The following is a 25276-nucleotide window of genomic DNA, read 5'->3' on the forward strand; positions in this document are numbered from 1 at the left end:
ACCTGTGTACGCTGATACCCAAAACGATATCACCCGGCAGGTCGTCCGGGTTGCTCAGCTATTGCTGGCCTACGGCGCTGAATCTGAACTGGTTGAAGAGATCAGTCAGCGTCTTGGCCGGGCACTTGGCTTGGCCAGTGTCGAGCTATCCATCTCCTCCAATTCGCTGGTGCTCACCAGCTTGGTTTCCGGTCGTTGTATTACCACTACCCGGCGCATTCGTGAGCACGGCATTAATATGACAGTGGTGTGCGAGTTGCAACGCATTTGCCTGCTGGCCGAAAAAGGCCTCTATGGCCCCAATGAAGTCCGCAAACGCCTCGCCAGACTGCAACCCAAAACCTACCCCAAGTGGCTGCTTATCCCCATGATAGGCCTCTCCTGCGGCAGTTTTTGTCACCTGTTCGGTGGCGACCTGGCCGCATGCCTTTTCACCTTCTTTGCTTCTGTCATCGGCATGTTTGTGCGCCTGGCCATGGCGCAACGTCACTTCAATGTGTTGGTGAATTTTGCCGTGACCGCCTTTGTCACCAGCTTGGCAGCCCAGTTGGGGTATCTCTATCCTGTGACCCAAACCCCAGAGCTGGCGATGGCGGCCTCTGTGCTGATGCTTGTTCCCGGCTTTCCGATGATCAACTCGATATCGGATATGGTTAAAGGTCATATGAATGTAGGGATCTCCCGCTGGGGGCAGGCGACCTTGATGACAGTTTCCTCCGTGATAGGCATTACCATTGCCATGCAGCTTGGGGGGATTTTCCTGTGATGGACACTCTGTTGTTACTGCTGAATGATGCCTTTTTCTCGGCTATTCCCGCCATGGGCTTTGCCATGCTATTCAATGTTCCCAGGCGTTATCTGCTTTACTGTGCTCTGGCCGGGGCCATAGGCCACAGCTCACGGACCTTGATGTTGCAGTTTGGTTTGCCGATAGAGTGGGCCACCTTTGCCGCTGCCGGCATCATAGGCATGGTGACTATTGCCTTTGCCAAGCGTCATCTGGCACCGCCACTGCTGTATGCCGTGGCGGCGATTATCCCTATGATCCCGGGCTCCTATGCCTACAACACTGTGATTGCCCTGGTGCAATTGACTGCCCAGTCACAGCTCAGTACCGAGCTGTGGGAACAAGTGGTCACCAATGGCCTGAAAACCGTGTTTATTCTCGGGGCTTTGTCTGTCGGTCTGGCCATGCCCAGCCTGTTGTATTTCCGTACCCGCCCGGTGATTTAATCCAATAATAACAAGGAGCGTATATGCGCATCGCCATGATTGCCGCCATGGCCCATGACAGAGTCATAGGTAAAGACAACCAAATGCCCTGGCATCTGCCGGAAGATCTGCGTCATTTTAAACAGATGACTCTGGGAAAGCCGGTGGTGATGGGACGTAAGACTTTCGAATCCATAGGTCGTCCTCTGCCCGGGCGCCACAACATAGTGATCAGCCGCCAGAGCGACTATGCCCCGGAAGGTGTTACCCGGGTTTCTTCCTTCAAAGAGGCTGTGGAAGCGGCCGGAAACTGCGAAGAACTAGTGGTGATAGGCGGCGGCCAGCTCTACCGGGAAATTCTGCCTCAAGCCGATACGCTGTATCTGACAGAGATAGACTTGCAAGTGGAAGGGGACACTCGCTTTCCCGAATGGGACGATGGCAGTTGGCAGCAAATTTACGAGGAAAGTGGCCATAGTGTAAATGGGTTGGATTTTCGCTTTATCAATATGGTGAGAAAATGTTAAATTGTGACGGACTTTTGAACCCTGAAACGTGAGTGGCGCCAGCCACGAGCCGATCCTTATGCCAAGAGTCCTCAGCAGATGCGTTTGCTGAGGACTCTTGGCATTAATAACAATTACAAAAAGGAGTGTCAGATGCGTCTGTTGCCCGTGGCCATTGCTGCGCTGATTGCTGTATCCTCAGTGTCAGTCCCCTCAACTGCTAAAGCCGAAGATCTACTGGCTGCCAGTATCTGTGATTACGTCAAATCCAACGACAAAAACCGCCTGCGAAAGAAGCTGAAAGAGAACCGGATGAAGCTGCGCAACATCTATTCCGGGATCTCCTGTGACGGCGAAAGCCTGCTGCGCACAGCCTATCACAACAACGCCGAAGATACCGGCGAGTTTATTGCCAAGCGCTTGTCAAAGACCGAACTGGAAGTGGCGGAAGCCGATGGCAAGAGCATAGTCGACTGGGCCGAAGCCAATGGTTTTGGTGCCAGTATTATCACTCAAGCCATCAAAGAGCGCCTCGGTAGCTGAGGCTAGTATCTTTCTTCGCTTGATATAAAAGCCGGGTTTAATCCCGGCTTTTGCTATCTAACGCTATAACACTCGGGTTTTGGAAACCCATTGTTTTCTTGCTCCGAACAGCAGGTGTGCGAGAACCGTTGTTGAACGCCCTGAAGTTGTGGTGTAAATGCCTCCATGCACAATGGTCAGCTTTCCATCCTTGGTTCGCGCTCGAAAACATGGTGCTGCGCAACTCTCGCCGTGTCACGGGATTGCCTGTGCGAAAGGCAGTTCCCGGACGTCCTGTCCTTCTCTGCATTCAGGCTTCCTGCCTATCCGCACCGCAGGTGATGGGCTACACCATGGCCGGAAGTTCGGCCAGTACTAACTTAGGAACTTTTAGCTGAACGCTATGATAGCCGCTGTGCCAGCGGCCTAAAGTCGTGGAGCTTCGCCCCACACCCGACCAAGAAGGGATCAACAGCAATCCCCTCTTGGATCTCCCTTGCCGCCCCACACGGTGTCGAAAGCCCCTCGGCCCAATGGCGCAAATAACTACCGATTCAGACGCTCATCCCTGATTCGACTGTCGCTGCTTCGGCATCCATGCCTCAGCCACGTTATTTGCGCCAACGGCTTTCGGCGACACCGAGGGGGACTGGTGCAATTCTGTGAGAACTAACTTGTTTGAAGCTACCTATATGCCCACAGAAATACGCCCATATTCCAGGCATAGGCGGAACTGTGACCTTCCGAGCCAGGGATGGCGAGGCAGAGCTTACAAGGAGGTACTCGCAGCGAGTTACAGGATCGCCTGTGCGAAAAGCGCACCGCAGGTGATTGGCTGCTGCTTAACCACGTTATTTGCGCCAACGGCTGTCGGCGACACCGAGGGGGAAATTGGTGCGACCCTGTTAGCCCTGAGTAGCTTGAAACATCTGAAGAGTTTGCAGACATACACCCATTTTCCAGGCGCAGGTGGAACTGTGACCTTCCGAGCCAGGGATGGCGAGGCAGAGCTTACTGGGACGTACTCGCAGCGTGTCACAGGATCGCCTGTGCGAAAGGCGCACCGCAGGTGATGGGCTACACCGTGGCCGGAAGCTCGGCCAGTACTAACTTAGGAACTTTTAGCTGGGAGCTATGATAGCCGCTGTGCCAGCGGCCTAAAGTCGTGGAGCTTCGCCCCACACCCGAGGAAAGGGGGCTGTATCGACTCGCCCCCTTTCCAAACCCCCAGCGACCCCCGACGTAGCCGAAATCCCCACTGGCTTATGAAGCAAATTGGCTACACTCAGGACTCGCATCCTTGCTCGACCTTCGAGCCTCGACATCCCTGTCTCGGCTACGCCAATTTGCAACAACGCCAGCGGCGGCTCCGAAGGGGAGCTGGTGCAATTCTGCAAAAATAACGTTGCTTAAAATTGCCTATATTTCTACAGGCATACACCTCATTTTCAGGCATAGGCGAAACTGTGACCGTCGAAAACAGGGACGTTTTCGTCGAGGCTACATGGACGTATTCACGCCGTGTCACAGGATCGCCTGTGCGAAAGGCGCACCGCAGGTGATTAGCTACACCGTGGCCGGAAGCTCGGCCTGTACTTAGGTGGGACTATGACTGTCAAAAACAGAGAATAATGCAAACACCCAGTCAATTCTGTTGCAAAAATAACCTAAATCAGAGTTTTGTTGCCTTTGTCAAAACTTGACCTTTGGCTAATTGTTTTAACATTCAATGCTGGCTATTGTATAACCAATTCAATACTTTGGATTCAGCACTTTCTTAAGTTCAAGGCCGAAAGCAACAACACTTTTCCGCATTAAGCGGAATTCAGGGACGAACAGAGTTTGGACTCGTGCGGTAGCCATAGCTTTACTTAACGCTTTTTGTAGAGCTGGGTTGTAGGGGCTGGATTGTAGCGTTTGAAGCGCTCATGGTAAGCGCCTCAGAACTGATTTTCTATACAGTATTATTGCCGTTCCAGGAAAAATCCCGGAAATTTGCAGCTAAGTTTGCGCGTTATTTCTGTAACATTTTAGAAAATAGCATTAAATTCATAAGCTTAAAAAATACAGCTGGTAGATAATAGGTTTGGAAACCGCGCATGCGCGTTTACACTCCTCCGAGGACTAAAACGCGCATGCGTACTATATAGCTGTTAGGGCATATGGAGCACCAATGAAAAACTTGATGGAAATATTAATCGAGTTGGAGGAGCATCTTTTCCAGCCTGATGTACGAAGTTCTTCGAGTGAGCTCGTTCAGCTAATCTCTGATGACTTTATTGAAATTGGTGCTTCAGGTTTGCGATTTGGGAAGGCAAATGTATTGGCGCGTTTACCAACTGAGGTTGCGCCTGAAATAACCGCAAGTAATTATGAGTTACGAATGTTTGGCCTGGACTGTGCTCAGTTGTTATACAAAGCGAAGATGTCAAAAATTGATCATCCATCGCCAACTTATTCACATAGGTGTTCAATCTGGCGTCGGAGTACGATCGGTCAGTGGCAAATGATTTATCATCAAGGGACAACATGCGCTCCGTTCTAGCTTGTTGCCCTAACAATCGCCACCAAAACGCCACTGCGTGGCTCGACTCGCAACAAGTTGCTCGCATTTGTGGCGGGCGTTAGTTGCCTTAATAAAGTATGGAGTAATTCGTGAGTAGGGATTGGGAATCAGTATTTACAACTTGGTCGCAAGGGCCAAGTAAAACGGAGCAAGAGAGAGCTGAAAATGCTGAGAGGCAAATAAGGCAAGCAATTCAAGCGAGCGATAAGTTAAAAAATAGAAATATCAAAGTGTTTACACAAGGCTCATACAGAAACAGGGTCAATGTAAGGCAGGATAGCGATGTAGATGTTGGAGTTCTCTGTTTTGATACCTATTTCCCCGAATACCCTGATGACAACGTTAAAATGGAGCTTGCAAAAAGTTTTGTTCCAGCCACTTATGAATATGCGACATTTAAAAGTGAGCTAGAAGAAGCTCTTGTAGCAAGGTTTGGAAGGGCTGCTGTAACACGCGGTAGTAAAGCATTTGATATAAAGGCAAACACTTATCGTGTAGAGTCAGACGTGGCTGCATTTTTCGAGCATCGTAGATACGTTACCGCAAATTATCATCATTCTGGGGTCGAAATGATACCGGATGATCTCGACCCGCCAAGAGTGAAAAATTGGCCAGAGCAACACTATCAAAATGGTGTTTCAAAAAATGACGCTACATCTAGAAGGTACAAAAGGGTCGTTCGAGTATTAAAGAAGTTATCTAATGAAATGGCGGCAAATGGAATCCAGTCGGCAAAAGATGCACCGAGCTTTCTCATTGAATGCTTAGTATTTAATGCTTCAAATTCATGTTTTGAATATCAGTCTTTCAAGCCAATGGTAAGGCATGTGCTTGCAGAGCTTTTCGATAATACTATGTCATATGAAAAATGCTCTGAGTGGGGTGAAGTAAATGAACTTAAATATCTTTTCAGAGGATCACAGCCATGGACGCGCGCGAGTGCTCACCAATTTATAAGTGACGCCTGGGACTACATAGGTTACGAATAATGCTAACTAGACTTCATATTTCATCATTTATTGGTCTCACAATTGCGGTTTGGTTACTTGCTCTCTGGTTTCAAGGCATGCCTGTGCTCAGTGCGGACTTTGTAAAGCCATTTGGTACGGTTGTCGGCGTCATAACTCTATTTGTCACCTTGTTTAATAAATACATGTGGTCATGGAAGATATTTAGAGGCTGGTATGTCAAAAGGCCGGACTTAAGAGGTACGTGGAAAGTTGAGTTAAAGAGTAGCTGGCTAAATCCTGAAGCGGGTGAAGAAATTGCGCCAATCTATGGGTATGCAGTAATTAGGCAATCTTTAACATTTCTTAGTCTGAGATTGATGACAAAGGAATCCAGATCTGTGTTAGTGGCTCATAGTATAGAGCAGCAAGAAGATGAAGATCTGTTTAAGCTCGTTGGTGTTTACCGAAATGAGCCAAAAATAGAATTACAAGGTGTTAGAAGCGAAATTCATCATGGTTCTTTCGCTCTAGAAATACACGGGTCTCCAGTCGAAGAACTTGAAGGACATTATTGGACTGACAGGGCAACCAAAGGTGGTATGAAATTGGTTAACCGTGTTGGAAAATTATATAGCACATACGAGCAGGCAGAACGTGAGATCGGCAACTAACAAGCGCATTTTGTCGGACTGGTTTTCCGCTTCGCTTCAACCAGCCGCAAATGCGGGCGTTGATATGATTCCCTTTGTCAAATAGGTAAAAGTGTCCTTACCGGAGCCCCAAAAAATCTCCGGTAAGGACACTCCTGACAGTCGGACTTTGGCGAGTAAGTGTCGGCGGTTGACCTTGCACTCTTTTTAATAGAGCCGAGCGAGTTTGGTTATTCGCATTACTTGTGTTCGCCGCAGGGACCAGCCTCATAGATAGCACAGATTTTACTGGTCTTGGCTGTTTGATTTTTAATGAGTTTATCGAATGAACGCAGGTTGGTTGGTTGGTTGGTTGGGATTGTGCCATGGTAATGCACAGTCTCAGCAGACTTATCAGAAACCCAGGCCACGTCAGTGGTCTCCTTGTATACGTCCAACCCGATAAAAAGTGTGTTAGCTTTAGACATGTCGGCCTCCTGTGATTGTTTGCCTATTGGATCAACAAACAGTGTGGCTCTGGTTTAACTAATCCACGAGAAAACACGAAGGCCGACACCTGCACAGGGAATCATTATGTCTATGCGGATTATCGAGAGGTTAGAAAAATGAGCGAGTTGGTCATATGGACATTAGATTGGGTGCCCGAAGGTCCGCGGGGATTTGTGCGCGATTTGCGCTTGCGATGGGCGTGTGAGGAGGCTGGATTTCCATACTCTGTGCGAACGATCCCGTTCGAGGGCCGAGAGACCAATCACCTTGACCTCCAGCCTTTTGGGCAAGTTCCGTTTATGAGTGACGGCGAACTCCAGCTATTCGAAAGTGGAGCTTGTCTTCTTCACCTCGCACAGAAAAATGACAAGCTGATGCCGCATGACTCCATTGTGCAAGCGCACACGCACCAATGGATATTTTCCGCACTGAATTCAGTGGAGATGGTGAGTGTACCTTGGTGGTTTCTAACAATTTCTGGCAATACCGAAAATGATCTAACTGGATGGCTCAATACACGACTCAATCAACTTGAAGCTATTCTAAATGAGAGAGATTGGTTGGTGGCCGATAAGTTTACAGTAGCTGATCTATTAATGGCTGATGTGCTTCGAGTGCCTTTGGTGCGTGCTTTCGGTAACCGCCCAGCTACAGAGGCCTATATAACTCGTATAACTGATCGGCCCGCATTCAAGAAAGCTTATGCAGATCAAATGGCGCATTTTGAACTCGCAGACGCGAGTCGAGCTTAGTTAGTGCCACATCCGCCTAACAAGCACATGTTGTTGGACTGGTTTTCCGCTGCGCTCCAAACCTGCCGCAAATGCATGTGGCATGGCGAATCAAGTGTGCCCGCCGGCAGCGTTCTGATAGACGTAGAAGGGGGGAAGGATGGACCCAACGTCCATGCGCTTATTCAGGCCAAGAGCATTTTGGCTGAATTAGATCGAATAAAGATCGATGTTACAGCATACATCGAAAGCGAGTGACATTTCCCCGAGATTAGTGCCAGGCTGCTGACGCGGTTGAATATCCCTCATGATACTGAATTTGAAACTATTTCGTGGACCGGTAGGCTCCTTGCAAGAGCTCAGCTGCTACGGCGAACACTTGGAGAAGCGACGACATTTTGCAACCAGCTGTCAGTACTTTCAAACGGCCTGAACTCTGCGCTACCTCAACCACAGTTGTTGAAATCCCCTGAAACATGGAGGGAGGGTTAGCACGGCTCAAACCTCGCATTTTTGCGTGAAATCGGTTCAATTTCATCAAACCTATGCAACTCACGGTGATCTTTCGGCCTCAGTGTACTCAAATCCACTACCGGTGCTTGAACGCAGACTGAAAGAAGATTAAGTTATTGTTTTACATTGGGTGGCTTGATTTTTCGATTTTTCGCTACACAGATTTTACTGGTCTTGGCTGTTTGATTTTTAATGAGTTTATCGAATGAACGCAGGTTGGTTGGGATTGTGCCATGGTAATGCACAGTCTCAGCAGACTTATCAGAAACCCAGGCCACGTCAGTGGTCTCCTTGTGTACGTCCAACCCGATAAAAAGTGTGTTAGCTTTAGACATGTCGGCCTCCTGTGATTGTTTGCCTATTGGATTAACAAACAGTGTGGCTCTGGTTTAACTAATCCACGAGAAAACACGGAGGCCGACACCTGCACAGGGAATCATTATGTCTATAAGGCAAGCTTAAGTGACTGAGATCATCTTTATGTCCCTATTTTCAGTAGTCTTCTATCTATGGTTCAGGGCGTGCCTGAAGTTACATGAACTGACCCAAAAAGCTCACGGAGGAAATAGGAAGTTTGTGCGAGAAATAGGCGATCAACTAAGTTACTTCGATCAGTACTTTGGGATGTTGTTTGGGAAGCCTGAGAATTATTCGTTGTATCGAACAGAGCTTGTTCCGCTAATCACTGGTACAAAAATGGCTTTTAAGCAGGCGCTATGGGGAATACTTTTTTTCATTTTGTACTTGGTATTCAACTTTGCCTTATAACAAGTTAAATCATCGGAAAACCACCCGCAGGCCAAAAAGCAGCCTAAGTGCGTGTGTTTTTCGCTGTTTAAAGCGTTATGTTTAAAATCCATCGAAGGAACTCTTATTAATGCAGAAATTAATCGCGATTATTGTACTTGTAGGCTTCCTGAGCGGGTGTAACTTTGAAGTGCCGGGGGCTGATGAAAAGTTTGGAACACAAAACTTCGTTTCCGCGGTGTCAATAATTGAGCTTCATAAACTTAGAAATGGTGTATACCCCAAAAGCCTTAGAGATTTAGAGTTCTTGGGCGATTGGGATGGAATATGGCTTTCAGCCGTTCGATATGAACAGAACGGTGACGGATACAATCTCTATTTAGAGCGTGGCTGGGTTGGCAAACCTAGCCTAGAGTTTCCTGTCAAATTCAAACAGGGTCTTGGTATTAAAGAAAGTAACGTTACATGGTCTGCAACCAAATAAACATAACAAGCAAAGGTAGCATTGTCCTGCGGGCTGAGCGCACCGCTGTTTTTGCCTTTATGTGAACTCACTAAGGAAGGTTTTATGAACTACAAAAATTTACTTTTCACCATCTGTTTTTTGTCTACTGGAACACTCGCTGCCAGTAACTATGCCTCTGTAGAATTAACCTATTTGGAACCAACAAAAACGGAAAGCACTTGGCTTCGAGATAAGGAATTCATGCCTCGCTATCCCGTTGAGTTAGCAATGAAAGGTGTAGCTGGTTGCGGAGTATTTAAGGTCACAGTCGATAAAAACGGTTCAACCGAGAGTATCACTCTCATAAGCTCTGTGCCTAAAAAGACCATTTCAAAGCCAGCAACTGACGTAATTAAAGACTGGCATTGGAAGCTAGCAGAGGACAAAACGCCAGTAAGTGAAGAAAAGTTGTTAAGGTTAGATTTTTGTATGGGTGGTAGTTCAGAAGCAGAGTCACTCTCAAAATGTAAGCAACAGGCAACTATGGTATGTGAATAACGTTCACAGAATAAATCAGTTCAGCGGGACCATTAAATGCTGGCTCCTGTCACTTCATTCTGTATTTTAGCCTGCCCCTTGCTTGCAGCGTTCATCCTGTTCTTCACGGCATTATCCCCGCTGCAGGCAATGAAACATCCGTCATCGGAAGCCCAATCAATGTTATTTGGCTATTTTGAGCTAGGCCGTCGTCCCCGCGACAAAACCTCCTGGGGGAGACGGCCGATGGTTTTAAGATTAGACTTTGAACTCGCCAACCGAAGCCTGCAACTCTTCGGCGAGTTGCGCTACCTGGTGGCTGGATTGGGCGGTCTGATCTGCGCCTGAGGCGGTTTCTTCCGATATCAGCGCAATATGTTCCAGTTTCTCTGAAACCTGCTGGCTGACCAGGTTCTGTTCCTGAGCGGCGTTGGCGATTTGGGTTCCGGCATCGAAAGCCTGATGAACAGATTCGCTGATGGCTTCCAGAGCCTGATTGGCTTGCTCTGTCTTGGCGACGCAGGAGTTGGCCTGGGCGCGGCCTTGTTCCATAACGGCGACCGCCTCTTGGGTGCCGGTTTGCAGCACCTGGATCATCTGCTGGATCTCCTGGGTCGACTCCTGGGTGCGGGATGCGAGGTTGCGTACCTCATCGGCCACAACGGCAAAGCCGCGTCCCTGTTCACCGGCCCTGGCGGCCTCGATGGCGGCGTTGAGTGCCAGTAGATTGGTCTGCTCGGCAATGCCGCGAATAACATCCAGAATCGAGCCTATGGCATCGCTGTCGGAATGCACCTTGTTGATCACTTGCCCCGCCTTGGCGACTTCTTCGGCCAGCGCTTCTATAGTGCGGCGGTTTTCTTCGGCAATCATCCGCATATGCTGGGCTTCTTCATCGGCCTGTTTAATTTGGTTCAGGGCGTGGTCGGCGCTGTGGGATACCTGCTGGGCACTGGAGCTCAGCTCTGTGGTCGCCGTTGCCACTTGATCCACCTGGCTCTTCTGCTCCTGGATCCCGATAGTGGTTTGTGAGGTAACCGCCGAGGTTTGTTCGGCGGCGGCTGCCAATTGGTTGGATCTATCCAAAATGCCGCGAATAAGACCTCTGAGACTGTCGATCAGGCGGTTGCAGTTGCGGGAAAGCTCGGCAAATTCATCCTGACCAGAGTCATCCAGCTTATGGGTCAAGTCACCGGAAGCGAGGATGTTCAATGCCTGATTGATACGGTTGAGTGAGGCGGTCAGTGGTTTCACCACGGCAATACTCACAGCTATGGCAACCACTATCGCCACAAGCACCACCAATAGGGTCTGCATACTGGCCGAGTCTATACTGGCCAGGGTTTTGGCGTTAATCTCGTTGGTCAGGGTTTCGATGGCACCGGAAAGAGCCCCCATTGCCTGATTGACGTTCTTCTTGTCGGTTTCCACTTGATTCAGCGCTACTTGAGTACTGGCTTTGAGCTCAAGTTGGGTCGCTTTCTGGGCCTGAATGGAGTTTTTGCCCTTAAGATGTTGGCTGAGTTTGCCAAGCTCGCTGTTCATTTCGCTGAGCACATCGGCATCGATGACACCGGCGCCATGGCGACTGATGTACTCCAGCTTGGCCTCGGCTTCATTGATGATATAGCTAAGTTCTTTGACTATGATTTCGTACTTGCTGCGCTCTTCGGTGGCGACCAGATCGTAAACAGTGCTGATCACATTGGTGACATTGCTGTCCAGAGCGGCGGCGGAAGCGGCAATCTCCCGCTCAGTCGTGTCCTGGCTCTGTTCCAGATCCATCAGATCCAGCAGCAGACTGGCGGCATCATCGGCGGTTGTTTCCAGCTGATCCCGCTGTTTATTGAGGCTTTCCTGTTGCTCCAGGGCGCTGAGGTGGTCGGCCATCATGCGTTCGCTGGTGTTGATAAAGGCTTGATAATTGTGCTCTACCTGGGGCAGGATCTCTTTGAGCCCGGGCTCGTGCTGTACCAGCTTTGACAGACTGGCAAATTGCGCCTTGAAGTTTTGCTTTTGACTGGCAAACTGCTGTTGGATAGGCGGGAGTTTATTGGCCTTGGTGACATGGTAACCCACCAGAACCAACCTTTGCTGTTCGCTGAGGGTTTCACCCAGCTCGCCGGTTGATTTGAGTGCCGGGATACTCAGTTGCTGTAGAACTTCGGTGGTGTTTTTCAGCTCATTGTTGGTGAACCAGGAAACAGCACCAAGCAGGATCAATAGCAGGGTGACTACGGCAAACCCTGCTATGACTCGGGTCGCTACATTCAACTTCATAGGCTACTCCGGAAAAAGTTATGGTTTTTCTCTTGGGAAAAATCTTTTAGTTTTCATGGGCACGTTACCAGATGGTTATCGGCCGACGTCCACTAAGTTTAACCTTTTTTTAACCTGGGTTGGGTAATTTTTTGATCTGATTCCAGGTGCCAGAGTGTCAGGTATTCTCCCCAGCAACAGCCGGTGTCCAGCGCCTGCAGTCTTTCGCCTTGGACCTTGCCCATCAGGGCGGCCCAATGGCCAAAGACCCGGGTGTAGTCAGCGGTGTTGGATGGGAATAAAAACCAGGGTTTGAGATTGGGGTCTTCACATTTGGCCGGCGGCACCTTGCAGCTGAAATCCAGCGTGCCGTCGAGATAGAGGTAACGCATCCGGGTCAGGGCGTTGATACAGTACCTGAGTCTGGGCAGGCCGCTGAGCGCTCCGGACCAGTCTTCCGGCTCTTCTGTGTACATCCTGGCGATGAGACTGTCTAAATAGTCGGCTCTTTGCAATGCCTGGCTGACGGCGTCCGCTTCCTGGCGTAAGGTTTGGATATCCCACTGGGGCGGCACGCCCGCATGGGTCATGATGAGTTTGTGCTCGGGCAGTTCGCGCATCAGGGGCTGGGTTCTAACCCAGTCGATGAGACTGTCGATATCAGCGGCTTCCAACAGTGGTTGCAGCTTGTCGCTGGGTTTGACCCGTTTGAGCCCGGCCTTGACCGCCAGCAGGTGCAGATCATGGTTACCCAGTACCGACTTGGCCGAATCGCCGAGATCGCGGAAGAATCTCAAGGTCGAAAGAGAATCCGGACCGCGGGCGACCAGATCGCCGACCGCCCAAAGCTCGTCCTTGGAGGGATTGAAATCGACTTTCTCCAGCAGGCGTTGCAACTCGTTGAAACAGCCCTGAATATCGCCGACAAAATAGTGAGCCACTGTTATCTGCCCATCAGTGTACCTGGCCGGGTACGGCCAAGCGGAAAGGAGGGATCTGGGCGTAGAAACTCTCGCCCGCATCGGTTTCCATCAGGTAACGGCCTTCCATAAAGCCCAGCGGCGTTTCCAGCACTGTGCCGCTGCTGTATTGGTAGGCGGTATTGGGCTTGATCCTCGGGGTTTCACCGACGACACCGGCGCCCTGAACCTCGCTCTGTTGGCCATTGCCATCTGTGATCACCCAGTGGCGACTCTTGAGGGTCGCCGCCTCATCACCCAGATTGATAATGGTGATGGTGTAACTGAAAAGATACTTGTCTTCATCCGGCGCAGACTGGTGTTCTATGTACTGGGTCTGTACCTCGACTCTGATACGGCTTTTCTGGGGATTCATCTTAAGTTCCTGGCCAAAATCTCTGATGGAAAGGAAGGACGCCGCCCGGCGTCCGGGTGTTACGCCTGGCGGTCGCTCAGCAAGTTGGCGATGGCAACATACTGCTCGACACTGATCTGCTCGGGTCTGAGGCCGGGATCGATTCCCAGATTCTCATAATCGGCATCACCAAGCAGCCCCTTGAGGTTATTTCTCAGGGTCTTGCGGCGCATGTTGAAGGCGGTGCTGGTTACTTTGCCGAGCATGGCAACGTCTTTGGCCGGCCAGGGTTTGGTTTCATAGGGTACCAGACGCACCACGGCGGAATCGACCTTAGGTGGCGGCGTGAAGCTGCCCGGAGGCACTTCCAGTACCGGCACTACCTGGCAATAGTATTGGGCCATGACAGTCAGGCGGCCATAGGCCTTGCTGCCCGGGCTGGCTGAAAGCCGCAACACCACCTCTTTTTGCAACATAAAGTGCATGTTGGTGATCTGCTCGGCATATTCGAACAGATGGAACATCAGCGGTGTGGAGATATTGTATGGCAGGTTACCAAAGACCTTGAGCTTCTTGCCCTCGACCATGAGTTTGTTGAAGTCAAACTGCAGGGCATCGCCCTGATGAATTTCCAGCTTGTCTTTCAGCACAGGATGCTGCTTCAGGCGTTCTACCAGATCTCTGTCCAGCTCGACCACGGTCAGCTTGTCTATGGCACTGGCCACAGGTTCGGTCAGGGCCGCCAGACCCGGGCCGATTTCGACCATGACATGCTCATTATCCGGGGCGATGGCCGCCACAATACGGTTGATCACATTGTCATCGGTCAGGAAGTTTTGTCCGAAACGTTTTCTGGCGGTATGGCCTAAGTGTACTTTATTGCTCATTGATACTCAGTTGGATCAGTTTTTGCCGGCCAGTTCTATGGCCTTGTTGAGTGCACAGACGAAGCTGCCGATATCGGCCTTGCCTGTGCCTGCGAGTTCCAGCGCCGTGCCGTGATCCACCGAAGTGCGGATATAGGGCAGGCCCAGAGTGATGTTTACCGACTTGCCAAAGCCCTGTGACTTGAGCACAGGCAGGCCCTGGTCGTGGTACATGGCCAGCACCACATCGGCGTCTTGCAGATACTTGGGTTGGAACAGGGTATCGGCAGGTAGAGGGCCTATGATACGCATCTGTTCCTGCTCTCTGAGCTCGTTCAGCGCCGGGATGATTACATCCAGCTCTTCCCGTCCCAGGTGGCCATCTTCACCGGCATGGGGGTTGAGGCCACAGACATAAATCTTGGGGTTGTCCAGGGCAAACTTATTCACCAGATCCTGGTGCAGTATCCTGATGATCTGATGCAGGCGTTCACGGGTGATCGCCTTGGAGACGTAAGCCAGTGGAATGTGAGTGGTCACCAGGGCTACCTGCAGACCGGGGCAGGCGAGCATCATCACCACATCCTGGCAACCGGCCTGATGGGCAAAGAATTCGGTATGGCCGGAGAAGGGGATCCCGGCCTGATTGATAATGCCCTTGTGTACCGGACCTGTCACCACGGCATCAAACTCGCCGTTCATATTCTTCTCACCCGCATAACGCAGGGTGTCGACCACATAGGCGCTGTTTTGCTCATTGAGCACGCCGCAGCGAGGCTCACAGGCCATGGGGAAGGGCACTATGGTCAAACTACCGGCTTGCTGTGGCTTGGCCGCTTGGCTTGGCTGATAAGGCTTGAGCTGGAGACTGAGCCCCAGCATTTTGGCGCGCGCCTGCAACAAGGCAGGATCCGCGCACACAACCAGCTCGGCCGGCCAGTCGCGCTGCGCCAGCTGTACTACCAGATCCGGACCTATGCCGGCAGGCTCTCCGGGGGTAATGGCAATACGTTTAATGTCCAAGCGACTTAACCTCTGTCAGTTTCTGGGTCGAAGAGTTCAATGTATGCGTCGGCCCGCATTTCGTCCAGCCAGTTTTGTAACTCTTCGTTGAATTTGCGGCGGAAGATCAACTGATGCGCACGGTTGGTGTTGAACTGATCTGTGGCATCTGTTTTGCGTCTCTCTTCCAGCTGAGTGATGTGCCAGCCATGAGTTGAACGGAACGGCTCACTGATTTCACCCTGCTTCAGGCTGTTGAGTGTCTGGGCGAACTCGGGCACATAAATGCCGGGATCGGCCCAACCCAGCTCACCGCCTTTGGTAGCACTACCGGGATCTTCCGAGTACTGGCGCGCCAGATCTTCAAACTTGGCTTCGCCGCTGCGGATCTGTTTGAGGAACTGTTGCAGCATCGCCTTGGCTCTGTCTTCAGACAGAATCGGTGACGGCTTGAGCAGGATATGGCGGGCTCTGACTTCCTCGACTTCTTTGGTCTGCAGGCCGCGGGCGTCCATGATCTTGATGATATGGAATCCGGCACCACTCTTGATAGGGCCTATGATGTCGCCTTTCTTGGCATCTGTGATCACTTCGGCAAACAGGGTAGGCATCTCATTGATGTTCATGTAATCCCAGATACCGCCTTCCAGCGCCTTGGGACCGGCGGAAGAAGCAATGGCGGTTTCACGGAAGTCGGCACCGGATTTCAGACGCTCCAGTACGGCATTGGCACGCTTGCTGGCTCCTTCCAGTTGCTCTGAAGTGGGGTTGGAAGGCACTTCAATTAGAATGTGGCCAACCTGGTATTCCACGTCTTTCAGGCCCTGTTCCTTGATCAGTTTCACCAGGTTATTGATTTCCTGGGGTGAAACCTGAATTCGGCGCTGTACTTGAATACGCTGGATCTCGCCTATGGTTACTTCTTCACGCAGTTGCTCGCGGTATTGGCTGAAGCTGCTGCCATCGGCTTCAATTTCGGCGCGCATCTGGGCGACAGTCATGTTCTGTTGCTTGGCAATGTTTTCTATGGTTTGGTCCAGCTGCAGATCCCCGATATGCAGGCCGATACGGTCAGCCATCTGCAGTTGCAGACGGGTCAGGATCAAACGCTCAATAACCTGAGTGCGCAGCGCCTGATCCGAAGGCAGACTCTGGCCGGCGGCCTTGGCGTTGGCCTTAACAGTGTCGACCATGTTCTGGACTTCGCTTTCCAGCACTATGCCGTCGTTGATCTGCACTGCAACGCGATCCAGCAGCTGTGGTGCTGCCAGGGCAGCCTGGCTCATGACTAGAGCAAAAAATCCAAAAATCAGTTTCTTACAGGGTTTCATCCACAAAATCCTTGCCACATTTTCGTTTCGTTGGCCGCCGATGGCAGCGGCCTGGGTTGTCCAGATTGGACTCTCTGTCCCGTCCGAGGTTCAGCAATCTACCACAAATCTTGATTAATTCCTCAGATAAAGTGGTTTGCGGTAGTTGAACAGACCTTCATCCAGCATGTCGCTGACCCCCAGCGGGCCTGAGCCGCCGAGGCCTTTGATCACAAAGTTGAGGTAGACGCCGGTTTCGAACATCTCACGCTCGTTGAGCACTGCATTCTTGAGGTCGTCCTCGTAATTGGTCTTGATGCGGTAGTGGTAGCTCAGACGCACTGCCCAGCAGCATGACTCGTACTGGAAGCCGGTATAGGTTTCCACCGAACGTTCCTCTTTGAGGTCGTAATACCAGTTGCCGACAAAATAGAGGCTGTCGGTAATTGGCCAGGTGGTACGGACACCGGCCTGGGAGATATCCACTCTGTCATTGGTGTTGCTGTTGAGCAGATCCGGCACGTAACGATAGCTGAACTGTAGCAGCTTGTTGGGGCCGGGGCGGTAGTCCAGGGTTGCTTCACTCTTCTTGTTGGAGCTGTAACGGGTGTCGTATTGAATAGCACCGCTGACAAACCAGTCTTTGTAGATTCTGGCATCCAGCTCGGCGGCCAGTACCGAAGTGGACGGCTGCTCGGTGAGTTCATTCTCATAGAGGCTGACTTTACTGTCGTCGAAGTAGATGATCTGGCCCAGGCTGAATTTCAGCTGTTCCAGGTTACGCTCATCAAACAGTCGGGTGGTCAAACCCAGAGTCAATTGGTTGGCATCGGCGATACGGTCCAGGCCCGAGAAGCGGCGGTCGCGGAACAGGCCAAAATAGTCCTGCTGCAGTTCACCTGTGTCGTAGAGACCGATATTGGACTGATCTTCATAGCCAACATACAGGTATTGGAACTGGGGCTCCAGCGTCTGGCGGTAGTTCTGGTTGAAGTATTCGGTATAACGCTCGAAGTTTATCTGACCGTGAACCCTTACCTGAGGTAAGGTACGGCTGACACTGTCATCCAACTCGGGCTGCTGAATATTGTGCTGCCAGTAGTTGGTTTGCATCAGCTTGACTTCACTGGTCAGCGACCCCGCCGGGCCATGGATTGGCAGACGAATGCTGGGCTCCATATGTACCCGGCTGGCGGTGGTGTAAATATCTTCTTTATGACGGAAGTTGGTTATCTCGGAGGCGAAGCTGAAATCCAGGCCTTCCCACACCCCAGGGGTACGGTAGTTGAAGTTCAGCTGTGGCATCACCTGATAAGGACGCTCTTCCTTGCCCAGTACCTTGATGTCCTGCACTCTGGCGCTGAAGTCCCAGTTGTCGGTGAAGTAGGCGATTTCGCCAACCCGGGATAACTGGTTGTCCGTGGCGCGATTGACATCGGACTTGAGATCGTTGAAGTAGTTGTTGTCCGAGACATCGGTATAGTTGGCCAGCACCCGCCAGTTTTCATCCAGGGCATCGCTGTGCTCCCAGTGATACATATAGCGGTTGGGGCTGCCATCGAGCATGTTATCGCTGCCCAGATATTCGAGGTTGAACTGGCCGGTAGGCGTTTGCCGGTCGCCGGGATCGCCCAGCAGATAGCGGAATTCTGTCTTGGTAAACAAGCCCCGCGACGACATATAGTGCGGGGTAAAGGTCAGATCGTACTCAGGCGCTATGTTCCAATAAAACGGGGTGGCGATTTCGATCCCGTTAGTGGTGCTGGAACTGAAGCTGGGGAACAGGAAACCTGTCTTGCGTTTCTCCGAAACCGGCACTGTCATATAGGGAATATAGAATACCGGCACGCCACCTATTCTGAGTTTGGCATCCCAGATCTCCCCCCACTCTTCCTTGCTGTCGATTTTGATCTTCTCGGCTTCCAGCAGCCAGGAGACATTATCCGGTGGGCAAGTGGTGAAGTTGGTGTTGTTCAATACCAGGTTGTTGTTCTGGGTAATTTCCAGTTTCTGGGCGTCACCGTGAACTTGCTGGCCGTGGAGCCAGTACTGAGCGCCTTCCAGGGTGGCGTTGTTGGAACGCATCTGCGCCATCAGCGAGTCGGCGGTCACGGTAAACAGCGGGTCTTGAAACACCAGGTTGCCCTGAGCGGTTAGCTGCTGCTCCTGCTGGTTGACCGTGGCTCTTTCGGCGGAAATTTTGCGCCCGGCCTGAGAAAAGGTCACATTGCCTTCGAAGGTTGCCTCGCGTCCCAATTGCGCCGAAGAGGCGTCAGAATGGATCTGTATTTTTTGATCGGCCAAAGGGCCGCTGCTCTCCCCATCCTGATGATAGGGAACCGGAGGCAAGATAACACATTGAGCGTTGTTGCCGCCCTCCTGAGGAAGGGTTTCAGCCAGCGTCAGGGGAGGTAAAAGGCTCAATGCCAGAAAATATCGGATCTGCATCTTAGGTCAATTATTTAGATTTCTTTGTCTGGACAAGTTTCGGAGGGAAAAGTTGCATCCTGCCTCGGGCAACGCAGCCATAAAAAACTCTGTATTTATTGGCTGTTTCCTGTTTTTTACCTCGGTATAATAAAGCAATTTTTCGTCAAGAGCCATGAGATGACCTTGTCTGATCCCAGATTTCTTTCCATGTCGTGCTGGTTGCAGCAACTTTTCGGTAAGCCCTTGCAAGCCAAGCTGATTTCCGGTGATGCCAGCTTCAGGCGTTATTTTCGTCTCAATGTCGATGGTTGTGATTACATAGTCACGGACTCTCCTCCCAACTTATTGGATAACAAGCCCTTTATTGCCTTGGCGCGGGCGTATCACCAAGCGGGCATTCGGGTGCCCAAGGTGCTTGAGTTCAATGAGGAAGCGGGTTTTATTCTGCAGCAGGACCTTGGCGATAACTTGTTGTTGCCCGAGTTGACCGAAACCAATGTGAGTGACTGGTATCTCAAGGCGCTGGCGATTTTGCCGGATATTGCGGCGGTGCGGGAAAGTGAACTTGGCCCCTTGCCGGACTATGATGCGGCCTTTGTCGAACGCGAGCTGGCGATTTTCAGCGAGTGGCTGCTGGATAAACACTGGCAAGTCTCCCTGACAGATGCTGAGCATACTATGTTGGCTGAAAGCTTTGCTATTTTGACGGCCAGCGCGCTTGCGCAACCCCAGGTCGGCATGCACAGGGATTTTCACAGCCGTAATCTGATGCTTAAAGAGGGTAAGCTTTGGGTAATAGATTTTCAGGATGCCGTGTTGGGGCCTGTGACCTATGATGCAGTCTCGTTGCTGAGAGATTGCTATATACGTTGGCCGGATGCGATAGTCGAGCCGCTGCTCAAAGCCTTCTTTAAACAGTGTCGCGAGCTGGGGTTGGTTGGCGAAGATGTTGATTATGCCACCTTCAGTCGCTGGTTCGATCTCATGGGAGTGCAGCGACACCTGAAGGCGGCGGGTATCTTTGCCCGTTTGCACCACAGAGATGGCAAGTCAGGTTATCTCAAGGATATACCGCTTACACTCGGCTATGTGGCCGATATCTGCGAGCGTTATCCTCAGTTGCAGGCGCTTTCCTCCTGGGTCAGGCAGAGGTTATTGCCGCTGACTCAACAAGAGTCACAATCACAGTCCCGACCACAAGCAGAGGCACAGGAGCACAAATGAAGGCGATGATTCTGGCAGCCGGCAGAGGGGAGCGTCTGCGCCCCTTGACCGACAAGCTGCCTAAACCTCTGGTGACAGTGGCCGGTAAGCCCTTGATTGAGTATCACATTGAACGTTTGGCCGCCATGGGCGTGACTGAGTTGGTGATCAACTGCGCCTGGCAGGCAGACAAACTGATTGAACGCCTGGGAGACGGCAGCCGTTTTGGCGTGACGATTCATTACAGCCGTGAGATTGAGGCGCTGGAAACCGGCGGCGGGATCAAAAAGGCTCTGCCGCTACTTGGCAACGCGCCTTTTTTAGTGATTAACGGCGATGTGTTTATCGATGCCATGCCTGAGCTGCCCAATTTGGCTGCAGATACGCTGGCGCACCTGTTTCTGGTGGATAACCCGGCGCAGCATCCCGAGGGAGACTTCGCCTTGCTGCCGCAAACATTCGGCTATTCGCGGGTCAGTGACAAGGGCGCGCCCAGGTACACTTTCTCCGGGGTGGGAATATATCGCCCCGAGCTATTCGATGGGGTAGCCCAAACACATTTTGCCTTGGCGCCGCTGCTGCGGCAAAAGATGGCGCAGGGGCTTATCAGTGGCAGTCATTTCACGGGTTACTGGTGTGATGTCGGCACACTGGACAGGTTGCAACAGCTGGAGCTTAGGCAGGCGAAAGGGACTGTTTAACCACGAGCCCGCAACCGGATAAGACAAGACAGTTCAAGATTGAGTATTGGCCCGGCCAAGCACGGGCGCACTATGGGATAACAGATGCGTATTTGGGGTAAATTTTTCGGCGGTGTCATTGGCTTTATGTTCGGGCGTTTCTTCGGCGCCTTGCTGGGGATCTGGCTTGGGCATCTATATGACAAGCGGATGGCGGCCTCTCAGGGGCTTCCGGGGGGCAGTCGGCAGGCACAGTTTTTCAACACCACTTTTGCCGTTATGGGGCATATCGCCAAGGCCTCGGGGAGGGTGACCGAAAACGATATCCGCATGGCCACCAGTCTGATGGATATGCTGCGCCTCAGCGGCACGGCACGAAAAGACGCCCAGCAGGCGTTTCGCGAGGGCAAGGAGCCGGACTTTGAACTGGAAGCCAGCCTGCGCCGCTTTCGACGCATCACCTTTGGTCGCCGGGAAGTGCAGCAGATGTTTCTGGAAATTCAAATCCAGACTGCCCTATCTGACGGTGAGCTGCAGGACAAGGAATATGCAATACTGCAGGTGATTGCCAGAGAGCTGGGATTCAGCAGCTTTCAGCTCGATGAACTGCTCAAGCGTTGGCAAGCGGAGCTGCGTTTTCAACAAGCTCCCGGCGATCATAGACCATCGGTTGCCGATGCCTATGAAGTCTTGGGGCTGTCAGAATCTGCCAGCGATCAGGACATCAAACGCGCCTATCGCAAATTGATGAATGAACACCATCCGGATAAGTTGGTAGCCAAGGGCTTACCGGAAGAGATGATGGAGTTGGCCAAGCGTAAGGCTCAGGATATTCAGGCGGCTTACGACAGGGTCAAGAGCAGTAGAGGAATGCGCTGAGCCTCGCCCTTGGGTGTTGGCTCATGCTGTTAAAGAGGGTTCACCCAAGGAGAGCGCCATGAAACTTGCTTATTCAATTCCCTTGTTATTGGCCCTGAGCGGTCAGGCTCAGGCCGAAGTGTTTGTTGCGCCGTTCGGCGGCTACAGCTTTGGCGGCAATGATCTGGACTATAGGTCCAGCGAAAGCACGGCTAATAACAACAGTAGTGCGGATATTACCGAGGCCGGTCATTTTGGCTTTATGTTGGGGCTGACGACGTCAGAGCCGGGTGACATGTATCTGCTTTACTCCCATCAGGGTACAGAGCTCAGTGGCAGCGGTTTCCCGGGCTCTGACAAGCTGATGGACCTCAGCGTCGATTATCTGCATCTGGGGGGCACGCTCTATTTTCCCAAAGACAAGCTGCGGCCCTATGTCACCGCCAGTGCCGGTTTGACGCAATTGCGTCCCGAGCTTGGCAGCAACGAAACCCGTTTTTCCATGGGGCTTGGGCTGGGGCTGGATTATCAACTGCTGGAGCAGCTATCCCTGTTTGCCGATGTGCGCGGCTATGCGACCCTGATAAACAGCGACAGCAGCCTGTTTTGCGATGCCAATCAGTGCTTATGGCATATCAGGGGCGATACCCTGTGGCAGGGGCAGGCCAATCTGGGGTTAAGATACCGTTTCTGAGTGGGGTAACAAAGAGGTGAGTATGAGCTTAAAAATAGTGGTTCTGGATGGCTTTTGTCTCAATCCTGGCGATCTCGATTGGTCGCCACTCAAGGCGCTTGGGGAGTTTAGCGTCTATGACAGAACCCCGGCGGAGCTTGTGCTGCAGCGCGCCGAAGGCGCCGATGTTTTGCTCACCAACAAGACTGTGCTCGGGGCGCAGCAACTGGCGGCGCTGCCCGGGCTCAAGTACGTAGGCATTCTTGCCACGGGTACCAATGTGGTTGATTTACAGGCCGCCGGCGACCTTGGCATCACAGTCACCAATGTGCCAGGCTATGGTCCGGATGCGGTGGCGCAGATGGTCTTTGCCCATCTCTTGTATCACACCCAACAAGTGGCGCAGCACCACCAGGCGGTGGTGGCGGGGGCCTGGAGCCAGTGCGCCGACTTCTGTTTTACTCTGTCACCGCTGATGTCACTCTCGGGCAAGGTGATGGGAATTGTCGGTTATGGTGATATAGGCTCGCGAGTGGCGAATATAGCCAGGTCACTGGGGATGCGGGTGCTGCTGCATACCCGAACTGAGCGCCATGACCTGGCCGAAGGCATCAGCTGGGCGCCACTGGAGCAGCTGTATCGTGAAGCCGATGTGATCTCGCTGCACTGCCCGCTGACAGCGGCGACCGAGAAGATGATCAATCAAGACTCGCTGCAGCTGTTAAAGCCAGGAGTGATTTTGATTAATACCGCCCGTGGCGGGCTGGTGGATGAAACTGCGCTTGCCACAGCACTCAATCAGGGCAAGTTGCGGGCCGGAGTGGACGTGCTCTCCAGTGAACCCCCTATGCCGGATAACCCCTTGCTCAATGCCAAAGGAGTCAGCATAAGTCCGCACAATGCCTGGGCGACGCTAGAGGCCAGGCAGAAGCTGTTGGATATTGCCGTGGACAATCTGCGCGCCTTTATTGGCGGAGACTCTGTTAACCAGGTTTAGACGCTATTAACCGAGTTTAACTGTTGCACAGTTGCCGATAGGAGCGGGACTCCAACATGGCTTGGGTCAGCCCGAACCGGGCCGCCAGTTGCCAAAGCTCGCTGCGAAGCTGCTCCAGCTTATCGCTATCGTCGGTCATGATCGCCAGCTCGGCAAAATCGCCGAGTCCCGCCAGGCTGTCCAGAGTCATATGCCACTTGCCGATAAAGTAGATGCTGCGGCGTTTTTGCAGCCGCTGCACCGGCACATAGCCCATGGCGCTGAGCATGCTGCGGGCCCTGGCGGCATCCGAGATATTGACCGCTTCACAGCAATCTGCTCCCGGGCCCTTGAGGATCCACAGCAGATTGTTGGATGGCTGCATCTCCCGGATGCACAGTGACTTGTCCGCCGCGGCCAGTTGACCATCCGGGGTATCGAAGTAGCAGTCGTCCTCCTGATTATCGGCAAACATGCACTCATGCTCCATGGCATTGAGGTGCTCAAGCAGTTGTTGTTTGCTGCAAGACTCATTCAAACGGAACTTGAGTTCCACTTCATACTTACCCTGAAAATGCTGGCTCATGGCGGTCTCTTTTAAAAAATCACTTCTACTTTGGCGGCGCAGCGTAGCGCCTTGTCTATGGCGCTTTGAATATCCAGATCCCTTGCCAGGGCAACTCCCAGACGGCGGCGACCATGGATCTCCGGCTTGCCGAAAAGTCGCAGTTGGGTGTCGGCTTCGCTCAGCGCTGCTGCAAGGCCTGTGTAACGCAGGTTGTCTGAGTCGCCTTCTTTGAGCACCACAGCCGAAGCACTGGGGCCGTGCTGGCGGATATTGGCGATCGGCAATCCGAGAATGGCACGCACGTGCAGGGCAAACTCGGACAGATCCTGGCTTATCAGGGTCACCATGCCGGTGTCGTGTGGGCGGGGCGAGACTTCAGAGAAGTAGACTTCATCGCCCTTGATAAAGAGCTCTACCCCAAACAAACCGTGGCCGCCGAGCGCCTCAACCACTTTGGCGCCTATCTGTTGCGCCTTTTCCAGGGCCGCTTGGCTCATGGCCTGTGGCTGCCAGGATTCGCGGTAGTCACCGTCTTCCTGCCTGTGGCCTATAGGCGCACAGAAATGAATGCCGTTAACTGCACTTATGGTGAGCAGGGTGATTTCGTAGTCGAAAGGCACAAAGCCTTCGACTATCACCCGGCCTTGACCGGCGCGGCCACCTTGCTGGGCATACTCCCAGGCCGCGGCTATCTGGGCTTGCTCGCGGATCACGCTCTGGCCCTTGCCCGATGAGCTCATCACAGGCTTGACCACGCAGGGCAAACCTATTTGGGCCACCGCCTGATTGAATTCTGTCTCAGTGTCGCAAAAGACGTAGGGCGACGTGGGGATCCCCAGCGTCTCTGCTGCCAGACGGCGAATGCCTTCTCTGTCCATGGTCAACTGGGTGGCTCTGGCAGTGGGTACTACCTTCAGGCCTTCGGCCTCCATCTTTGCCAGCGTTGCTGTGGCTATGGCTTCGATTTCCGGAATGACCAGATGGGGTTTCTCCAGCTCTATGACGGCGCGCAGCGCCTCGGGATCGAGCATGTTCACCACATGAAAACGATGACTGACCTGCATGGCAGGGGCATTGGGGTAGCGGTCGACGCCAATGACTTCGACGCCCAGGCGCTGCAGTTCAATCGCAACTTCTTTGCCCAGTTCGCCGCAGCCGAGCAGCATGGCGCGCACGGCGCCTTGGCTAAGGGGAGTGCCTAACATAGTGTGGGTACCTTTGGTTATTGTAGCTGCCTGTGGCAGCGGATTTTTTTGCTAGTTTACCCTT

26 protein-coding genes and 1 pseudogene are annotated in these 25276 nt (G+C 52.3%); 16 read left to right on the forward strand and 11 right to left on the reverse strand.

Translation table 11 applies throughout. The features are described from left to right. Positions 1–4 precede the first annotated feature (4 nt). The 7 genes from ACF8D4_RS03145 (at position 5) to ACF8D4_RS03175 (ending at position 6427) form a co-directional block, all read left to right on the forward strand. Complete coding sequence (locus tag ACF8D4_RS03145) at positions 5–766, forward strand: threonine/serine exporter family protein (protein WP_025012065.1); 762 nt, start codon at positions 5–7, stop codon at positions 764–766. Further along, a complete protein-coding gene (locus tag ACF8D4_RS03150) occupies positions 766–1233 on the forward strand; it encodes a threonine/serine exporter family protein (protein WP_174840187.1) in 468 nt (155 codons plus the stop codon). The genes ACF8D4_RS03145 and ACF8D4_RS03150 overlap by 1 nt, the downstream gene beginning before the upstream one ends. 23 nt (positions 1234–1256) lie before the next feature. After that, positions 1257–1739 carry a type 3 dihydrofolate reductase gene (gene folA / locus ACF8D4_RS03155; protein ID WP_107005010.1) on the forward strand — a complete coding sequence of 161 codons (483 nt, stop codon included), beginning with the start codon at positions 1257–1259 and terminating at the stop codon, positions 1737–1739. Between the two features lie 132 nt (positions 1740–1871). After that, entirely contained in the window at positions 1872–2261 is a 390-nt protein-coding gene (locus ACF8D4_RS03160) for a DUF3718 domain-containing protein (RefSeq protein ID WP_342173312.1), read from the forward strand. Positions 2262–4413: 2152 nt separating this feature from the next. Beyond that, complete coding sequence (locus tag ACF8D4_RS03165; protein WP_025012069.1) at positions 4414–4785, forward strand: DUF4440 domain-containing protein; 372 nt, start codon at positions 4414–4416, stop codon at positions 4783–4785. Between the two features lie 110 nt (positions 4786–4895). Then, complete coding sequence (locus tag ACF8D4_RS03170; RefSeq protein ID WP_335903046.1) at positions 4896–5795, forward strand: nucleotidyltransferase; 900 nt, start codon at positions 4896–4898, stop codon at positions 5793–5795. After that, entirely contained in the window at positions 5795–6427 is a 633-nt protein-coding gene (locus tag ACF8D4_RS03175) for a hypothetical protein (protein ID WP_186264837.1), read from the forward strand. The genes ACF8D4_RS03170 and ACF8D4_RS03175 overlap by 1 nt, the downstream gene beginning before the upstream one ends. 218 nt (positions 6428–6645) lie before the next feature. Here the strand turns inward: ACF8D4_RS03175 and ACF8D4_RS03180 are convergent, their stop codons facing one another. After that, complete coding sequence (locus ACF8D4_RS03180; RefSeq protein ID WP_392466309.1) at positions 6646–6873, reverse strand: hypothetical protein; 228 nt, start codon at positions 6871–6873, stop codon at positions 6646–6648. A gap of 138 nt (positions 6874–7011) precedes the next feature. On the opposite strand from ACF8D4_RS03180, the gene ACF8D4_RS03185 reads away from it, so the two are divergent. Both ACF8D4_RS03185 and ACF8D4_RS03190 read left to right on the forward strand, forming a co-directional pair. Next, entirely contained in the window at positions 7012–7647 is a 636-nt protein-coding gene (locus ACF8D4_RS03185) for a glutathione S-transferase family protein (protein WP_342199945.1), read from the forward strand. A 252-nt stretch (positions 7648–7899) separates the two neighbouring features. After that, positions 7900–8059, forward strand: a pseudogene (locus ACF8D4_RS03190) (transposase); the annotation flags it as partial. Positions 8060–8252: 193 nt separating this feature from the next. On the opposite strand, the gene ACF8D4_RS03195 reads toward ACF8D4_RS03190, so the two are convergent. Further along, positions 8253–8474, reverse strand: a complete 222-nt coding sequence (locus tag ACF8D4_RS03195; RefSeq protein WP_392466306.1) for a hypothetical protein — start codon at positions 8472–8474, stop codon at positions 8253–8255. A 542-nt stretch (positions 8475–9016) separates the two neighbouring features. Between ACF8D4_RS03195 and ACF8D4_RS03200 the strand changes: the two genes are divergently transcribed. Together ACF8D4_RS03200 and ACF8D4_RS03205 are read left to right on the forward strand one after the other, a co-directional pair. Continuing rightward, positions 9017–9370: a hypothetical protein gene (locus ACF8D4_RS03200; protein WP_025011367.1), complete on the forward strand. Its 354-nt coding sequence runs from the start codon at positions 9017–9019 to the stop codon at positions 9368–9370. A gap of 84 nt (positions 9371–9454) precedes the next feature. Beyond that, positions 9455–9889: an energy transducer TonB gene (locus tag ACF8D4_RS03205; RefSeq protein WP_028781631.1), complete on the forward strand. Its 435-nt coding sequence runs from the start codon at positions 9455–9457 to the stop codon at positions 9887–9889. Between the two features lie 237 nt (positions 9890–10126). Here the strand turns inward: ACF8D4_RS03205 and ACF8D4_RS03210 are convergent, their stop codons facing one another. From ACF8D4_RS03210 to lptD, 7 genes are all read right to left on the reverse strand, one after another. Beyond that, positions 10127–12148, reverse strand: coding sequence for a methyl-accepting chemotaxis protein (locus ACF8D4_RS03210; protein WP_190533071.1), 2022 nt, complete (start codon positions 12146–12148; stop codon positions 10127–10129). A gap of 98 nt (positions 12149–12246) precedes the next feature. Further along, complete coding sequence (locus tag ACF8D4_RS03215) at positions 12247–13068, reverse strand: symmetrical bis(5'-nucleosyl)-tetraphosphatase (protein ID WP_044735045.1); 822 nt, start codon at positions 13066–13068, stop codon at positions 12247–12249. A 13-nt stretch (positions 13069–13081) separates the two neighbouring features. After that, the gene (gene apaG, locus ACF8D4_RS03220) at positions 13082–13462 is read right to left on the reverse strand and encodes a Co2+/Mg2+ efflux protein ApaG (RefSeq protein ID WP_025011370.1); all 381 of its coding nucleotides are present in this window, start codon (positions 13460–13462) and stop codon (positions 13082–13084) included. Positions 13463–13521: 59 nt separating this feature from the next. Beyond that, entirely contained in the window at positions 13522–14328 is an 807-nt protein-coding gene (gene rsmA / locus ACF8D4_RS03225) for a 16S rRNA (adenine(1518)-N(6)/adenine(1519)-N(6))-dimethyltransferase RsmA (RefSeq protein ID WP_190533067.1), read from the reverse strand. Positions 14329–14343: 15 nt separating this feature from the next. Next, entirely contained in the window at positions 14344–15330 is a 987-nt protein-coding gene (gene pdxA, locus ACF8D4_RS03230; protein WP_025889251.1) for a 4-hydroxythreonine-4-phosphate dehydrogenase PdxA, read from the reverse strand. A gap of 5 nt (positions 15331–15335) precedes the next feature. After that, positions 15336–16640, reverse strand: coding sequence for a peptidylprolyl isomerase SurA (surA, locus tag ACF8D4_RS03235; RefSeq protein ID WP_028781628.1), 1305 nt, complete (start codon positions 16638–16640; stop codon positions 15336–15338). 114 nt (positions 16641–16754) lie between these two features. Further along, positions 16755–19067, reverse strand: a complete 2313-nt coding sequence (gene lptD / locus ACF8D4_RS03240; protein ID WP_025011373.1) for an LPS assembly protein LptD — start codon at positions 19065–19067, stop codon at positions 16755–16757. 159 nt (positions 19068–19226) lie between these two features. Between lptD and ACF8D4_RS03245 the strand changes: the two genes are divergently transcribed. The 5 genes from ACF8D4_RS03245 to ACF8D4_RS03265 all read left to right on the forward strand — a co-directional run bounded on the left by ACF8D4_RS03245 (position 19227) and on the right by ACF8D4_RS03265 (position 23460). Further along, entirely contained in the window at positions 19227–20273 is a 1047-nt protein-coding gene (locus tag ACF8D4_RS03245) for an aminoglycoside phosphotransferase family protein (protein WP_109248027.1), read from the forward strand. Further along, the gene (gene murU, locus ACF8D4_RS03250; RefSeq protein WP_071237042.1) at positions 20270–20953 is read left to right on the forward strand and encodes an N-acetylmuramate alpha-1-phosphate uridylyltransferase MurU; all 684 of its coding nucleotides are present in this window, start codon (positions 20270–20272) and stop codon (positions 20951–20953) included. The genes ACF8D4_RS03245 and murU overlap by 4 nt, the downstream gene beginning before the upstream one ends. Positions 20954–21037: 84 nt before the next feature. Then, positions 21038–21811, forward strand: coding sequence for a co-chaperone DjlA (gene djlA / locus ACF8D4_RS03255; protein ID WP_028781624.1), 774 nt, complete (start codon positions 21038–21040; stop codon positions 21809–21811). 58 nt (positions 21812–21869) lie between these two features. Next, positions 21870–22484, forward strand: a complete 615-nt coding sequence (locus ACF8D4_RS03260; protein ID WP_107006289.1) for an outer membrane beta-barrel protein — start codon at positions 21870–21872, stop codon at positions 22482–22484. 22 nt (positions 22485–22506) lie between these two features. Beyond that, positions 22507–23460: a D-2-hydroxyacid dehydrogenase gene (locus ACF8D4_RS03265; protein ID WP_221059025.1), complete on the forward strand. Its 954-nt coding sequence runs from the start codon at positions 22507–22509 to the stop codon at positions 23458–23460. 16 nt (positions 23461–23476) lie between these two features. Here ACF8D4_RS03265 and cyaB read toward each other — a convergent pair whose 3' ends face one another. Continuing rightward, complete coding sequence (gene cyaB / locus ACF8D4_RS03270) at positions 23477–24025, reverse strand: class IV adenylate cyclase (protein WP_107353509.1); 549 nt, start codon at positions 24023–24025, stop codon at positions 23477–23479. A gap of 11 nt (positions 24026–24036) precedes the next feature. Next, positions 24037–25212, reverse strand: coding sequence for a formate-dependent phosphoribosylglycinamide formyltransferase (gene purT / locus ACF8D4_RS03275; RefSeq protein ID WP_208164155.1), 1176 nt, complete (start codon positions 25210–25212; stop codon positions 24037–24039). Positions 25213–25276 lie beyond the last annotated feature (64 nt).

Source organism: Shewanella sp. YQ_9 (assembly GCF_043103185.1).
Classification (GTDB): Bacteria; Pseudomonadota; Gammaproteobacteria; order Enterobacterales; family Shewanellaceae; genus Shewanella; species Shewanella algae.

Coding starts and splice junctions, on each gene's coding strand:
- ACF8D4_RS03150 (WP_174840187.1), top strand. CDS start 766: ATGGACACTCTGTTGTTACTGCTGAATGATGCCTTTTTCTCGGCTATT.
- folA (WP_107005010.1), top strand. CDS start 1,257: ATGCGCATCGCCATGATTGCCGCCATGGCCCATGACAGAGTCATAGGT.
- ACF8D4_RS03160 (WP_342173312.1), top strand. CDS start 1,872: ATGCGTCTGTTGCCCGTGGCCATTGCTGCGCTGATTGCTGTATCCTCA.
- ACF8D4_RS03165 (WP_025012069.1), top strand. CDS start 4,414: ATGAAAAACTTGATGGAAATATTAATCGAGTTGGAGGAGCATCTTTTC.
- ACF8D4_RS03175 (WP_186264837.1), top strand. CDS start 5,795: ATGCTAACTAGACTTCATATTTCATCATTTATTGGTCTCACAATTGCG.
- ACF8D4_RS03180 (WP_392466309.1), bottom strand. CDS start 6,873: ATGTCTAAAGCTAACACACTTTTTATCGGGTTGGACGTATACAAGGAG.
- ACF8D4_RS03185 (WP_342199945.1), top strand. CDS start 7,012: ATGAGCGAGTTGGTCATATGGACATTAGATTGGGTGCCCGAAGGTCCG.
- ACF8D4_RS03195 (WP_392466306.1), bottom strand. CDS start 8,474: ATGTCTAAAGCTAACACACTTTTTATCGGGTTGGACGTACACAAGGAG.
- ACF8D4_RS03200 (WP_025011367.1), top strand. CDS start 9,017: ATGCAGAAATTAATCGCGATTATTGTACTTGTAGGCTTCCTGAGCGGG.
- ACF8D4_RS03205 (WP_028781631.1), top strand. CDS start 9,455: ATGAACTACAAAAATTTACTTTTCACCATCTGTTTTTTGTCTACTGGA.
- ACF8D4_RS03210 (WP_190533071.1), bottom strand. CDS start 12,148: ATGAAGTTGAATGTAGCGACCCGAGTCATAGCAGGGTTTGCCGTAGTC.
- apaG (WP_025011370.1), bottom strand. CDS start 13,462: ATGAATCCCCAGAAAAGCCGTATCAGAGTCGAGGTACAGACCCAGTAC.
- rsmA (WP_190533067.1), bottom strand. CDS start 14,328: ATGAGCAATAAAGTACACTTAGGCCATACCGCCAGAAAACGTTTCGGA.
- surA (WP_028781628.1), bottom strand. CDS start 16,640: ATGAAACCCTGTAAGAAACTGATTTTTGGATTTTTTGCTCTAGTCATG.
- lptD (WP_025011373.1), bottom strand. CDS start 19,067: ATGCAGATCCGATATTTTCTGGCATTGAGCCTTTTACCTCCCCTGACG.
- ACF8D4_RS03245 (WP_109248027.1), top strand. CDS start 19,227: ATGACCTTGTCTGATCCCAGATTTCTTTCCATGTCGTGCTGGTTGCAG.
- murU (WP_071237042.1), top strand. CDS start 20,270: ATGAAGGCGATGATTCTGGCAGCCGGCAGAGGGGAGCGTCTGCGCCCC.
- djlA (WP_028781624.1), top strand. CDS start 21,038: ATGCGTATTTGGGGTAAATTTTTCGGCGGTGTCATTGGCTTTATGTTC.
- ACF8D4_RS03260 (WP_107006289.1), top strand. CDS start 21,870: ATGAAACTTGCTTATTCAATTCCCTTGTTATTGGCCCTGAGCGGTCAG.
- ACF8D4_RS03265 (WP_221059025.1), top strand. CDS start 22,507: ATGAGCTTAAAAATAGTGGTTCTGGATGGCTTTTGTCTCAATCCTGGC.
- cyaB (WP_107353509.1), bottom strand. CDS start 24,025: ATGAGCCAGCATTTTCAGGGTAAGTATGAAGTGGAACTCAAGTTCCGT.
- purT (WP_208164155.1), bottom strand. CDS start 25,212: ATGTTAGGCACTCCCCTTAGCCAAGGCGCCGTGCGCGCCATGCTGCTC.